11 protein-coding genes are annotated in these 13,456 nt (G+C 63.6%); all 11 read right to left on the bottom strand.

The genetic code is table 11. From position 1 onward, the window contains the following. Positions 1-253 precede the first annotated feature (253 nt). Positions 254-691, bottom strand: a complete 438-nt coding sequence (gene dtd, locus LUB09_RS12535) for a D-aminoacyl-tRNA deacylase (protein ID WP_209987520.1) — start codon at positions 689-691, stop codon at positions 254-256. Beyond that, positions 688-1,659 (bottom strand): prolyl aminopeptidase, encoded by a 972-nt coding sequence (pip, locus tag LUB09_RS12530; RefSeq protein WP_003237417.1) that lies wholly within the window; start codon positions 1,657-1,659, stop codon positions 688-690. The genes dtd and pip overlap by 4 nt, the downstream gene beginning before the upstream one ends. Before the next feature lie 369 nt (positions 1,660-2,028). Then, positions 2,029-2,829 carry an N-formylglutamate deformylase gene (gene hutG / locus LUB09_RS12525; protein WP_231422710.1) on the bottom strand — a complete coding sequence of 267 codons (801 nt, stop codon included), beginning with the start codon at positions 2,827-2,829 and terminating at the stop codon, positions 2,029-2,031. Positions 2,830-2,841: 12 nt separating this feature from the next. Continuing rightward, entirely contained in the window at positions 2,842-4,047 is a 1,206-nt protein-coding gene (gene hutI / locus LUB09_RS12520; protein ID WP_231422709.1) for an imidazolonepropionase, read from the bottom strand. Between the two features lie 12 nt (positions 4,048-4,059). Then, a complete protein-coding gene (gene hutH / locus LUB09_RS12515) occupies positions 4,060-5,598 on the bottom strand; it encodes a histidine ammonia-lyase (protein WP_231422708.1) in 1,539 nt (512 codons plus the stop codon). 25 nt (positions 5,599-5,623) lie between these two features. Continuing rightward, positions 5,624-7,132 carry an HAL/PAL/TAL family ammonia-lyase gene (locus LUB09_RS12510; RefSeq protein ID WP_231422707.1) on the bottom strand — a complete coding sequence of 503 codons (1,509 nt, stop codon included), beginning with the start codon at positions 7,130-7,132 and terminating at the stop codon, positions 5,624-5,626. A gap of 136 nt (positions 7,133-7,268) precedes the next feature. Then, a complete protein-coding gene (locus tag LUB09_RS12505) occupies positions 7,269-8,093 on the bottom strand; it encodes a quaternary amine ABC transporter ATP-binding protein (protein ID WP_231422706.1) in 825 nt (274 codons plus the stop codon). Further along, positions 8,090-8,941 carry an ABC transporter permease gene (locus tag LUB09_RS12500; protein ID WP_209987501.1) on the bottom strand — a complete coding sequence of 284 codons (852 nt, stop codon included), beginning with the start codon at positions 8,939-8,941 and terminating at the stop codon, positions 8,090-8,092. The genes LUB09_RS12505 and LUB09_RS12500 overlap by 4 nt, the downstream gene beginning before the upstream one ends. Before the next feature lie 72 nt (positions 8,942-9,013). Next, positions 9,014-9,967: an ABC transporter substrate-binding protein gene (locus LUB09_RS12495; protein ID WP_231422705.1), complete on the bottom strand. Its 954-nt coding sequence runs from the start codon at positions 9,965-9,967 to the stop codon at positions 9,014-9,016. Between the two features lie 69 nt (positions 9,968-10,036). Further along, the gene (locus LUB09_RS12490) at positions 10,037-11,494 is read right to left on the bottom strand and encodes a purine-cytosine permease family protein (protein WP_209987493.1); all 1,458 of its coding nucleotides are present in this window, start codon (positions 11,492-11,494) and stop codon (positions 10,037-10,039) included. A gap of 150 nt (positions 11,495-11,644) precedes the next feature. Further along, on the bottom strand, positions 11,645-13,315 hold the full coding sequence (hutU, locus tag LUB09_RS12485) for a urocanate hydratase (protein ID WP_231422704.1): 1,671 nt from the start codon (positions 13,313-13,315) through the stop codon (positions 11,645-11,647). Positions 13,316-13,456 lie beyond the last annotated feature (141 nt).

Genomic DNA, 13,456 nt, shown 5'->3' with positions numbered 1-13,456 from the left:
CGAAAACAGATCAAAAAACCAACGGCCAGCTATCTAAATGCCAGGTTGGCGAGCATTGTTCCGACTCCCATGGGGCAAAATGATTCCCCGCTGGTGGTCAGACAAGTCTCTACCTAAGTCAAAATTGGACCAAACCACGCTGATCCCCGTAGCGCGCGATTATCTAGTAGCCCGCGAGACAACGCATCAGGGACAACAAAGTATTTATAGCGAAACCCCACGATTTTTGGCCTTGAAGTCGTTTTTAGTACATTCACGTCTGTAACAGGAAGGTCACAGGGCCATCATTGACCAGATGCACCTGCATATCGGCGCCGAAACGCCCTGAAGCCACCCTGCCATGCAATTGTTGCGCTTGTAACAACAAGTGATCAAAAAGCGCCGCGCCCAGGGCAGGCGGTGCCGCCGTGGTGAAGCTTGGCCGCAACCCGCTTTTGGTATCCGCCGCCAGGGTGAACTGCGACACCAGCAGCAAGCCGCCGTCAACGTCCTTCAACGACAGGTTCATCTTGCCCTCGTCGTCGCTGAACACCCTGTAGTTAAGCAGCTTGTGCAGCAATTTGTCGGCGCTTTGCGGCGTATCTGAAGGCTCGACCGCCACCAGCACCAGCAAACCCTGGTCAATGGCCCCTACGACTTCACCGGCCACTTCGACCCGGGCGCCACGCACCCGTTGCAGCAGCCCTTTCATGCTTCTTCTGGCGGCAGATCAAGCAGGCGCCGTGCCATCTCGCCGGTCGCGCGCACCAGAGCATCGGTGATGCCGGGCTCGGAGGCCGCATGCCCGGCTTCGCGGATCACTTGCAGCTCGCTGTTGGGCCAGGCCTGATGCAGCTCCCAGGCGTTATCCAGCGGGCAGATCATGTCGTAGCGACCGTGAATGATGACGCCAGGCAGATGGGCGATCTTGTGCATGTCGCGAATCAGCTGGTTGGGTTCCAGGAAGGAATTGTTGGTGAAATAGTGACATTCGATACGCGCGATGGACAGCGCCCGCTGCGGCTCGGAGAACCGCTCCACATGTTGTGGGCTCGGGCACAGGCCGAGCATGCGCCCTTCCCAGCCGGACCAGGCCTTGGCCGCGTGCATCTGGGCGATCTGGTCGTTGCCGGTAAGGCGCTTGTGGTAGGCCGCAATCATGTCGTGGCGCTCGTCCGCCGGGATCGGCGCGAGGTAGTCCTGCCAGTAGTCGGGGAACAGGCGGCTGGCGCCTTCCTGGTAAAACCAGTGAATGTCCTGCGGGCGCGCCAGGAAAATGCCGCGAACGATCAGCCCATGCACGCGCTCGGGGTGGGTCTGGGCGTAGGCCAGCGACAACGTCGAGCCCCAGGAACCGCCGAACAGCACCCATTTGTCGATGCCCAGGTGCTCGCGGATGCGCTCAAGGTCGGCGACCAGGTCCCAGGTGGTGTTGTTTTCCAGGCTCGCGCGGGGGGTGGAGCGCCCGCAGCCGCGCTGGTCGAAGGTGACGATGCGGTACAGGTTCGGATCGAAATAGCAGCGGCTCTGCGCATCGCAACCGGAGCCCGGGCCGCCGTGAATGAACACCACAGGCAAGCCTTCGGGGGAGCCACTTTCATCGACATACAAGGTATGGGTGTCATCGACGGCCAGATCGTGCCGGGCGTAGGGTTTGATCTGCGGGTACCAAGTCTGCATTGCGCGCTCCGTAGGGGGTCGGGTTCATCCCTGGGGGGACGTCTTTTATTTTGCCGTCTGGCACTATAAACCCGAATTGTGCAATGAGCATGTCCTTGAGCAGGCAACGCTGTGAATACCCTGCAATCTGGGGCACTTAGCGCTGCCACGGCGCAAACTGGAGCCTCTGTGGCGAGCGGGCTTGCCCCGCGTTGGGGTGCGAAGCGCCCCCTATCAAGGAAAACGCGGTGTACCTGACCCTTCGCAGAGCATGGTTTCAGGGCTGCTGCGCAGCCCAACGCGGGACAAGCCCGCTCGCCACAGGGATGTGGTTACCTGAAAGTCAACGTTAGCGGGCTTTCTCCCTTCCACAGGCGTTCTGTGTTGTGTCTATGCATAGCGCGCCTGACCCCAGGCCAGCATCTGCTCAAGCAACTGCCTGAGCACCACCCGCGTCGGTTCCGCCAGGTCAGGGCGATAGCGGAACGGTTCAACCTCTTCCATGTAGGTGCTCTGGCACAGCTCCAGTTGCACCGCGTGGATATCCTGCGCCGGGTTACCGTAATGCCGAGTGATATGGCCACCCTTGAAGCGTCCGTTGAGCACATGGGTGTACTGCGGATGCCTGGCGCAGATGGCTTCCAGCTGGCTGGCCAGTTCGGGGTCGCAGGCGGCGCCGTTGAAGGTGCCGAGGTTGAAGTCCGGGAGTTTGCCGTCGAACAGGTGCGTGATCACCGAGCGGATCGAGTGCGCATCGAACAGCAGCGCGTAGCCGAACTCGGCCTTGAGTCGTACCAGTTCCTCTTGCAGCGCGCGGTGATACGGCCCCCAGATCTTTTGCAGGTAGCTGGCGCGCTCTGCCTCGCTCGGCTCCAGGCCTTCACGGAACAATGGCACGCCATCGAACAATGTTGCCGGATACAGGCCGGTGGTAGCGCCGGCATAGAGCGGCTTGTCGTCCGACGGCCGGTTCAGATCGATGACAAACCGCGAGTACTCCGCCGAGAGGGTGCTGGCTCCCAACGCCTCGGCAAAGTCGTACAGCGTGGGGATGTGCCAGTCGGTGTCCGGCAGGCTTTGTGCCTCGGGAATCAGCCCCGCCTCGACGGCGGGCGTGAGACGCAGGCCGGCGTGGGGCATGCTGATCAGCAGCGGCGTGCAGCCTTGTTTGAAGTTCAGAACCTTATCCACAGCAAATGCTCCTTACACAGTGACGTCGACGCCGTGGCGCACCACGCGTTTGTCCAGGTCGCCGCCCAGCCAGTAGGCCAGGTCGGCGGGGCGATCAATCTGCCAGGCGACAAAATCGGCGACCTTGCCCACTTCCAGTGAACCATGGGTGTCGCCCATGCCCAGCGCGGTGGCCGCATGCCGGGTGGCGCCGGCCAGGGCTTCTTCGGGCGTCATGCGGAACAGGGTGCACGCCATATTCAGCATCAGGCGCACCGACAGTGCCGGCGAGGTCCCGGGGTTGAGGTCGCTGGCGATGGCGATTTTCACGCCGTGTTTGCGCAGGGCGTCCATCGGCGGCAGCTGGGTTTCGCGCAGGAAGTAGAACGCGCCCGGCAGCAATACCGCGACAGTGCCAGAGGCGGCCATGGCGAGGGCGTCTTCCTCGGTCATGAACTCCAGATGATCGGCCGACAGCGCGTGGTAGCGTGCCGCCAGGCTGGAGCCGTGCAGCGACGACAATTGCTCGGCGTGCAGCTTCACCGGTAAGCCAAGCTGCCGGGCAACCTTGAACACGCGCTCCACCTGCTCGGTGGAAAACGCCAGGTACTCGCAGAACGCGTCGACCGCATCCACCAGCCCCTCTGCCGCCAGGGCCGGCAGCATCTCGTTGCAGATGTGCTCGATGTAATCGTCGGCACGGTCCTTGTACTCCGGCGGCAGTGCGTGTGCGGCCAGGCACGTGGCGCGCACGCTCACCGGCAGCGCGTCACCGAGGCGACGGGCCACGCGCAGCATCTTGCGTTCGTTGGCCAGGTCCAGGCCGTAGCCGGACTTGATCTCCACCGTGGTCACGCCGTCTCTCAACAGGCTGCGCAGGCGCTTGTGGGCGCTGGCGAACAACTCGTCTTCGCTGGCGGCACGCGTGGCGCGCACGGTGCTGGCAATGCCGCCGCCCTGGGCGGCGATCTCGGCATAGCTCACGCCCTGAAGGCGCTGCTCGAATTCGCCGCTGCGGTTGCCGCCGAACACGGTGTGGGTATGGCAGTCGATCAGCCCGGGGGTGACCCAGGCGCCTCGCAGGTCATGCACCTGAGCGTAGTCCGCCGCCGGCAACTGGCTGCGCGGGCCGATCCATTCGATCAGCGAATCGGCGGTGACCAGGGCGGCATCCTCGATGATCGAGTAGGTGCCGTCAGCCATGGTTGCGACGTGACAGTGTTGCCAAAGGGTTTTCATCCAACCTCCTCGTTACAGGCTCGGCAGCAACCGCGCCGGCACCAGCTCGTTCAGGCAGCGACCGGCAAGCAGTTCGCTGGCGGCGATGATGTCCGGGGCGAAGAAGCGGTCCTTGTCGTAGAACGCCACTTTATCGCGCAGCAAGCCTCGGGCCTGTTCAAGTACCGGCGAGGTGTTGAGGCCTTCGCGCAGGTCCAGGCCCTGGCAGGCTGCCAGCCATTCCACGGCGAGGATGCCTCGGGTGTTCTCGGCCATTTCCCACAGACGCTTGCCGGCGGCCGGGGCCATCGATACGTGATCTTCCTGGTTGGCGGAGGTGGGCAGGCTGTCGACACTGTGGGGATGAGCGAGGGCTTTGTTCTCGCTGGCCAGCGCGGCGGCTGTGACCTGAGCGATCATAAAGCCTGAGTTGACCCCGCCATTGCCCACCAGAAACGGCGGCAATTGCGACATGTGCTTGTCCATCATCAGCGAGATGCGCCGCTCGCTCAGCGCGCCGATCTCAGCCAGCGCCAGCGCCATGTTGTCGGCGGCCATCGCCACCGGCTCGGCGTGGAAGTTGCCGCCGGAGATCACATCACCTTCGGCGGCGAACACCAGCGGGTTGTCCGACACCGCGTTGGCTTCGACCGCCAGCACCTCGGCCGCCTGGCGCAACTGGGTCAGGCAGGCGCCCATCACTTGCGGCTGGCAGCGCAGGGAATAAGGGTCCTGCACCTTGTCGCAGTTCTGGTGCGACTGCGACACCTGGCTGCTGTCACCGAGCAGCGTTCGGTAAGCCGCCGCCGCATCGATCTGCCCACGCTGGCCGCGCGCGGCGTGGATTCGCGCGTCGAACGGTGAGCGCGAGCCCAGTACCGCTTCAACCGTGAGGCTGCCGCAGACAAGCGCGCCGGCAAACAGGTCTTCGCCTTCGAACAGCCCGCGCAAGGCGTAGGCGGTGGACACCTGGGTGCCGTTGAGCAGCGCCAGGCCTTCCTTGGCGGCGAGGGTCAGCGGCGTGAGGCCGGCGATTTTCAGCGCGTCCACGGCCGTCAGCCATTCGCCTTTGTAGCGCGCCTTGCCCTCGCCCAGCAGCACCAGGGACATGTGCGCCAGGGGCGCGAGGTCGCCGGAGGCACCCACCGAACCCTTGAGCGGAATGTGCGGGTAGACCTCGGCGTTGATCAGCGCGATCAGCGCGTCGATCACCTGGCGACGGATCCCGGAAAACCCGCGGCTCAGGCTGTTGACCTTGAGCACCATGACCAGCCGCACCAGCGCGTCGCTGATGGGTTCGCCGACGCCGGCGGCGTGGGACAGCACCAGCGAGCGCTGCAGGTTTTCCAGGTCTTCGCTGGCGATGCGGGTCGAGGCCAGCAGGCCGAACCCGGTGTTGATGCCGTAGGCGGTGCGGTTCTCGGCGAGAATCTGTTCCACGCAGGCGACGCTGGCTTCGATCTGGTTCGATGCACTGTCATCCAGGCTGAGGGTGACCGACTGCTGGTAGACGGTGCGCAGTTGGGCAAGGCTCAGTTGGCCTGGAATCAGGTTGAGTGCAGTCACGTTCATGCTCCTTGTGAATTATTTTTTGATTTCAATGCAAATTCGGTAATGCAGTGTCGGTGAGCACCCTGGCGGCGGCTTCAATGTCCGGCGCCAGCCAGCGGTCCTGCTCATACGCGGGGACCACCTCGCGCAGCAGACGCCAGGCGCGATCGGTACCTGCGCCGAAGCGCTGGTCCTTGAGAAACTCGAACGCCTGGGCGGCCAGCAGGTATTCGATGGCCAGAATCCGCGTCACGTTGGCCAGCAGCTGGTGCAGCTTGAGCGCGGCGTTGGTGCCCATGCTCAGGTGGTCTTCCTGCAGGCCCGAGGTGACGAAGTTGTCGAGCACCGCCGGTTGCGCCAGCTGGCGGTTCTGGCCGCACAGCGACGCGGCGACGTATTGCACGATCATCATCCCGGAGTTCACCCCGGGGTTGCTCACCAGAAAGGCCGGCAGGCCGCTGACGTGCGGGTTGATCAGGCGGTCCAGGCGACGCTCGGCCACCGCGCCGATTTCGGCCATGGCGATGGCGAGCAGGTCGGCGGCCATGGCCACGGACTGACCGTGGGGGTTGGCCTGGGACACCACGCGGTAATGGTCCGGCGTGCCAAGCAGCAGCGGGTTGTCGGTGGCGCCGTTGAGCTCGGTTTCGATCTGGCGGGTCGCGTGCTCCACCTGATCGCGCGAGGCGCCGTGGATCTGCGGGATCGAGCGCAGGCTCAGGGCGTCCTGGGTGCGGATGGCCCTGCTGCCGGCGATCACTTCACTGCCGGCGAGCAGCGCGCGCAGGTTGCTGCCGACGCGCTGCATACCGGGGTGGCGCTTGAGGGCGAGGATCTCTTCGTCAAACGCATCGAGCTGGCCGCGCTGGGCTTCGAAGCTCATGGCGCCGATCACGTCGGCCCATTGCAGCAGGTGATGCGCGTCGGCCAGGGCCAGGCAGCTCAGGCCGGTCATGCACGGCGTGCCGTTGACCAGGCACAAACCATCCTTGGCGCCGAGCATCACGGGCTGCAAATCTTCTGCTTTCAGTGCGTCCTGCGCCGGGACGATCCGGCCGCGATAGCTGACGTCGCCAATTCCCAGCAAGGCCACGCCGACATGGGCCATATGGGTCAGGTAACCCACCGATCCCTGGGACGGCACTTGCGGGGTGATGCCGTGGTTGAGCAACGCCAGCAGCGCTTGCACCACCTGCCGATGCAGGCCGGAATGGCCGTGGCTGTAGTTGATGATGGCGGCGCAGATGATCGCGCGGGTCTGCTCGTCACTCAGCGCCGGGCCGACGCCGCAGGCGTGGCTCAGCAGGGTGTTGCGCGACAGCTGGCTGAGCTGTTCGCCCTCAAGCGAGACATTGCACAGCGCCCCCAGCCCGGTGTTGACGCCATAGGCGCGCTCGCCGCTGGTGACGATGCGCTGCACGATGGCCTGGGCATTGTCGATGCGCGCCCAGGCCTGGCCCGACAGTTCGAGCACGGCGCCGTGGCGGGCGACGGCGACCACGTCCTGCCAGCGCAGGGGAGCGTCGGCGATCAGAATTGTTGCTGGCTGGGGCATCTTTGTACCTTCTTCAATGTTTGTGCAGCGTTGCCGGCCCTATCGGGAGCAAGCCCCCTCCCACAGGGAAGCGCATTTCAAATGTGAGAGGGGGCTTGCTCCCGATGGGGCCGGCCGGCTCACCACAAAACCCTGATCAGACCACCGCCGCCCGCCGCTGAACAAACCGGTCCACATACTCATCGGCCGGCGAGTGCAGAATCTCGCGCGGCGTGCCGACCTGGATCAGCTTGCCGTCCTTGAGGATCGCAATGCGGTTGCCGATGCGCACGGCCTCATCCAGATCGTGGGTGATGAACACGATGGTCTTGTGCAGGGTCTTTTGCAGCTCGAGCAACTGGTCCTGCATCTCGGCGCGGATCAGCGGGTCGAGGGCGCTGAAGGCTTCGTCCATCAGGATGATGTCGGTGTCGGCCGCCAACGCGCGGGCCAGGCCGACGCGCTGGCGCATGCCGCCGGAAAGCTGGTGCGGGTATTTGTTTTCGTAGCCCTTGAGGCCTACGGTGTCGACCCAGTGCGCTGCACGTTCGGCGCACACCTGCTTGCTTTCGCCGCGCACCTTGAGGCCATAGGCGACGTTGTCGAGCACACTCTTGTGCGGCAGCAGGCCGAAGCTCTGGAACACCATGCTGATCTTGTGGCGACGCAATTGGCGCAGCGCTTCCATGTCCAGCTGCAGAATGTCTTCGCCGTCCACCAGGATCGCGCCGCTGGTGGGGTCGATCAGACGGTTGAAATGGCGCACCAGGGTCGATTTACCGGAACCCGACAGGCCCATGATCACGAAGATCTCGCCAGTGGCGATGCTCAGGGACAGGTCATTGACCCCGACCACGCAGCCGGTCTCGGCCAGCACCTGGTCCTTGGTCTTGCCCTGGCCGATCAGCGCCAGGGCCTCCCTGGAGCGGTTGCCGAAAATCTTGAATACGTTGCGCACTTCGATTTTGCTGACGCTCGTCATTTGCTCGCCTCATGCCGTGGACGACCATAGGCCTGGGTAATGCGGTCGATGACCACCGCGAGAATCACAATCGCAAGGCCGGCTTCAAGGCCACGGCCAACGTTGAGGGTCTGGATGCCGACCAGTACGTCTTCACCCAGGCCACGGGCGCCGATCATCGAGGCGATCACCACCATCGACAGCGCCATCATGGTGGTCTGGTTGATGCCGGCCATGATGCTCGGCAGGGCCAGCGGCAATTGCACGCCGAACAGTTGCTGCCAGCGGTTGGCGCCGAAGGCGTTGATGGCTTCCATGACTTCGCCGTCAACCTGGCGAATACCCAGGTCAGTGAGGCGAATCAGCGGTGGCGCGGCGTAGATCACCGTGGCGAAGATCGCCGGCACCTTGCCCAGGCCGAACAGCATCAGCACCGGGATCAGGTACACGAAGCTGGGCATGGTCTGCATGATGTCGAGCAGCGGCATCAGCACCGACCGCAGGCGATTGCTGCGCGCCGACAGGATGCCCAGCGGAATGCCGATCAGCACCGAGATCACCGTGGCGACCATCATCAGCGCCAGGGTTTGCATCAGCTTGTCCCACAGGCCCACGGCGCCCACCAGAAACAGCAAACCGACGATCACGGCGGTGGTCACCACCTTGCGCGTGGCGTGCCAGGCAATGGCGCCGACAATCGCCAGCATCAGCCACCAGGGCGCGGCGCGCAGCAGGCCTTCCAGGTTGACGATGGCCCACAGCAGGGTGTCGGAGATGTGCCGGAACACATCGCCGTAGTTGGTGACCAATGCGTCCACCCACTCGTTGACCCAGTCGGCGATGGAAAACGTAAAACTCTCAGGAAACATAGCGTGCTCTCGATCCAATGGGGTGTGGCCAGGCGCCCGGCCAGCCCTTCAGGGTAGCCGGACGCGCTTGACCTACAAGGCCGCGTCGATTTTTTTGGCGGCCTCGTCGCTGACCCAGGCGTGCCAGACCTCAGGATGTTCCTTGAGGAGTATTTTCGCCAGTTTCGGCGATTCGATGCGCTCCTTGGCCATACGGCCCAGGTTCTGGTTGAGCAGGTCGATGGGCAGGTTGACCTTTTCCAGCACGGCCACCAGTTCCGGCGCCTGTTCATGGAATGCCTTGGACAGGCCGACCTTGATGCTCACGCTTTTATCCACGCCGGGTTTTTCCTGCAGCTTGACCAGGTCGACCTGACCCATCAGCGGCGTCGGCGACCAGTAGTAGAACAGGATCGGCTCGCCACGCTTGTAGCTCGACAGCACCGCCGCATCCAGCGCCGGGCCGGTGCCCGGGCGGAAGTTGGTGTAGGTGTTCTCCAGGCCGTAGCTTTTCAGCATTTCGCTGTTGTCCAGCTCACAGGTCCAGCCGGCCGGGCAGTTGTAGAAGCGGCCCTTGGACGGTTCTTCCGGGTCCTTGAACACCTGGGCGTACTTGGCCAGATCTGCGATGTTCTTCAGGTCCGGCGCCTTGGCGGCAAGCTTGCGCTTGGCGTCGCCTTCAATCACGTAACGCGGCACGTACCAGCCCTCGATCGCACCGACGATAGGCGCGCCGACGCCCACGACCTTGCCGGCCTTCTCGGCCTTGTTCCAGACTTCGCTGCGGCCCACCCACTCTTCGGCGAACACCTGAATGTCGTTACTGCCCAGGGCGTTTTCCATGGTGATGGAGTTGCCCGGCAGGCTGTCGGTTTTGCAGTCGTAGCCTTTTTCCAACACGGTTTGCAGGATATCGGTCAGCAGCATGCCGCTTTCCCAGTTGAGGCCTGCGAACTTCACCGGCTTGCCGGATTCGCACCAACCGGCCGCCTGGGCGCCGGCGCTTGCCAGAAACAGAGTGGCCAGCAGGGTCTTATGTATTTTCATTGTGGTGACGCTCCCAATCTTGAAATGGATTACGGCAGTCAGTAGGCGTCCTGCCCTGTCCACGTCCCATCAGGCCTGTGCAACCGGCCTGGTTTTTATTGGCGCAGCGCCCTGCTCTGGCGGCAGGATCAGGTGGTCAGGTACCGCGCTGTGCCATTTTTTTGCGCACAGGTAATACAGGCCGGCGGGCAGCACCAGGCCGATGATCCAGGAGATATCCACGTCACCGAGGGCGGCCACCAGCGGGCCGGTGTAGAACTGGGTGGAAATGAACGGCAACTGCACCAGCACGCCAAACACATAGACGCTGATGCCCAGCAGGTTCCAACGTCCGTAGCGTCCGTTCGGATCGGCCAGGGCCGGCACGTCATAGCGCTCGCGGGTGATGCAGTAATAGTCGACCAGGTTGATCGCGCTCCACGGCGTGAAGAACGCCAGCAGAAACAGGATGAACGACTTGAACGCACCGAGGAACGAGTGCTGGCCGAGCAACGCGATCAGGGTTGCCGCGCCGACGATGACCAGCACGAACCCCAGACGCTGCCAGCGCGTGACTTCGAGGCGACCGCGAAAGCCGCTGATGATGGTCGCGATGCACATGAAGCTGCCGTAGGAGTTCAGGGTGGAAATCGTGACCTTGCCGAACGCGATGCTGAAATACAGCAACGCAGCGGTAGCCCCCGTGCCGCCCAGGCCGACGATGTAGGCCACTTCGTGACCGGCGAATTGCCCGTTGGACAACGCGGCGGCGAACACACCGAGGATCATCGCCACCTGCGCGCCGATCACCGAACCGGCACCGGCGGCGAGGAAGGTTTTCAGTGAGGACGTACGGCTCGGCAGGTAGCGTGAGTAGTCCGCCACATACGGGCCGAACGCGATCTGCCAGGAGGCCGCGAGCGACACTGCCAGCAGGAAACTGCTCCAGCTGAAGTGACGGATTTGCAGGAGCGCGCCAACGTCGGCCTGGCTCATCAGGCGGCTGAACAGATAGACAAACGCCACCATCCCAATGACGCTGGCGACGCGGCCGATGAAATGGATCACCCGATAGCCAAGCACCGTGACCAGCACGATGACACTGGCGAACATCAGGATACCGGTGCTGTCACTGACGCCGAACAGCTGGCCCAGCGCCTGGCCGGACAGCACGGTGCCGGTGGCGGTGAAGCCCAGGTACATCAGGCACACCAGCACAATCGGGATGGCCGCGCCGTACACCCCGAACTGCACACGGCTGGAGATCATCTGCGGCAGGCCGAGCTTGGGCCCTTGCGCCGCATGCAGGGCCATGACGCCGCCGCCGATCAGTTGGCCGATCAACAGACCGATCAACGACCAGAACACATCACCGCCCAGCACCACGGCCAGGGCCCCGGTGACGATGGCGGTGATCTGCAGGTTGGCGCCGAGCCACAGGGTGAACTGGCTCAAGAGACGACCGTGTCTTTCCGCTTCCGGGATGTAGTCGATCGAACGTTTTTCGATCAGCGGGGTGCTGCTTGCACGAGCGTCATTTACAGCCATTGTTGTTCAACCTCTGATGGATTGTTCTGCATGCGCATTGCTCTTCTGTGGGAGCTGGCTTGCCTGCGATGGCATCACCTCGGTCTTACTGACAAACCGAGTCGCCTGCATCGCGGGCAAGCCCGGCTCCCACAACAACCGAGCCGGTCTTTATTTGATCATCGGCAGGTTCAGGCCCTGCTCTTTGGCACAGTCGATCGCGATCTGGTAGCCGGCGTCCGCATGCCGCATCACCCCGGTGGCCGGGTCGTTGTGCAATACCCGCGCGATGCGTTCGGCCGCTTCATCGGTGCCGTCGCAGACGATGACCATGCCCGAATGCTGGGAGAAGCCCATGCCCACGCCACCGCCGTGGTGCAGCGAGACCCAGGTCGCGCCGCTCGCGGTGTTGAGCAAGGCGTTGAGCAGCGGCCAGTCGGACACGGCGTCGGAGCCATCCTGCATGGATTCGGTTTCGCGGTTGGGGCTGGCGACCGAGCCGGAGTCGAGGTGGTCCCGGCCAATCACCACCGGCGCCGACAGCTCGCCGCTGCGGACCATTTCGTTGAACGCCAGGCCCAGCTTGGCGCGCTGGCCCAGGCCGACCCAGCAGATACGCGCCGGCAGGCCCTGGAAGCTGATGCGTTCACGCGCCATGTCCAGCCAGTTGTGCAGGTGGGCGTCGTCCGGGATCAGCGCTTTGACTTTGGCATCGGTCTTGTAGATGTCCTGCGGGTCGCCCGACAGCGCAGCCCAGCGGAACGGGCCGATGCCACGGCAGAACAGCGGGCGGATATAGGCCGGCACGAAGCCCGGAAAATCAAAGGCGTTTTCCACGCCGACTTCCTGGGCCATCTGGCGGATGTTGTTGCCGTAGTCGAAGGTCGGGATGCCCTGCTTCTGGAATTCGAGCATGGCTTTTACATGCACGGCCATCGACTGCTTGGCGGCCTGGATCACGACGGCCGGCTCGGTTTTGGCGCGGGCGCGGTATTCGTCCCAGGTCCAGCCGGCCGGCAGGTAGCCGTTGAGCGGGTCGTGGGCGCTGGTCTGGTCGGTGACCATGTCCGGGCGCACGCCGCGCTTGACCAGCTCCGGCAGGATTTCGGCGGCGTTACCCAGCAGGGCGATGGAAATGGCCTTGCCTTCCTGGGTGTATTTGGCGATACGGGCCAGGGCGTCGTCGAGGTCGGTGGCCTGCTCGTCGACATAGCGGCTGGCCAGACGAAAATCGATGCTGACCTGCTGGCATTCGATGTTCAGCGAGCAGGCACCGGCCAGCGTGGCCGCGAGTGGCTGCGCGCCACCCATGCCGCCGAGGCCGGCGGTGAGCACCCAGCGGCCCTTGAGGTTGCTGTCGTAATGTTGGCGACCGGCTTCGACGAAGGTTTCGTAAGTGCCCTGGACGATGCCCTGGCTACCGATGTAGATCCAGCTGCCAGCGGTCATCTGGCCGTACATGGCCAGGCCCTTGGCATCCAGTTCGTTGAAGTGTTCCCAACTGGCCCAGTGCGGCACCAGGTTGGAGTTGGCGATGAGCACGCGTGGCGCGTTGCTGTGGGTTTTGAACACGCCGACCGGCTTGCCCGACTGCACCAGCAGGGTTTCGTCGTCGTTCAGATGGGTGAGGCTCTCGACGATCTGGTCGTAGCACTCCCAATTGCGCGCCGCACGGCCGATGCCGCCGTACACCACCAGTTCTTTCGGGTTCTCGGCCACTTGCGGGTCGAGGTTGTTCATCAACATGCGCAGCGGCGCTTCGGTCAGCCAGCTTTTAGCGGTGAGCTTGTTACCGCGGGCGGCACGGATTTCGACATCACGGAACTGGGTAGGCTTGGTCACAACGCTGACTCCTGGGCGATCGATGCGCGAACAGGTGCGTGGGGAAGAAGAGTCTTACGCACACACCTTTACTTGTATGTACAAGCATATGCAATCGAGCGGCCAACTTGATGAGTCGGTCAGGGGGAATTTTTTATCGAA

This window comes from Pseudomonas sp. Leaf59, from assembly GCF_920984685.1.
In the GTDB taxonomy this organism is placed as follows: domain Bacteria; phylum Pseudomonadota; class Gammaproteobacteria; order Pseudomonadales; family Pseudomonadaceae; genus Aquipseudomonas.
Note: the sequence above shows the minus strand (reverse complement) of the source record. Positions and strands in the feature narration are given on the sequence as shown.

Excerpts from the sequence above, each read along its gene's own strand:
- dtd (WP_209987520.1), bottom strand. The coding sequence starts at position 691 with ATGAAAGGGCTGCTGCAACGGGTGCGTGGCGCCCGGGTCGAAGTGGCC.
- pip (WP_003237417.1), bottom strand. The coding sequence starts at position 1,659 with ATGCAGACTTGGTACCCGCAGATCAAACCCTACGCCCGGCACGATCTG.
- hutI (WP_231422709.1), bottom strand. The coding sequence starts at position 4,047 with ATGAAAACCCTTTGGCAACACTGTCACGTCGCAACCATGGCTGACGGC.
- hutH (WP_231422708.1), bottom strand. The coding sequence starts at position 5,598 with ATGAACGTGACTGCACTCAACCTGATTCCAGGCCAACTGAGCCTTGCC.
- LUB09_RS12510 (WP_231422707.1), bottom strand. The coding sequence starts at position 7,132 with ATGCCCCAGCCAGCAACAATTCTGATCGCCGACGCTCCCCTGCGCTGG.
- LUB09_RS12505 (WP_231422706.1), bottom strand. The coding sequence starts at position 8,093 with ATGACGAGCGTCAGCAAAATCGAAGTGCGCAACGTATTCAAGATTTTC.
- LUB09_RS12500 (WP_209987501.1), bottom strand. The coding sequence starts at position 8,941 with ATGTTTCCTGAGAGTTTTACGTTTTCCATCGCCGACTGGGTCAACGAG.
- LUB09_RS12495 (WP_231422705.1), bottom strand. The coding sequence starts at position 9,967 with ATGAAAATACATAAGACCCTGCTGGCCACTCTGTTTCTGGCAAGCGCC.
- LUB09_RS12490 (WP_209987493.1), bottom strand. The coding sequence starts at position 11,494 with ATGGCTGTAAATGACGCTCGTGCAAGCAGCACCCCGCTGATCGAAAAA.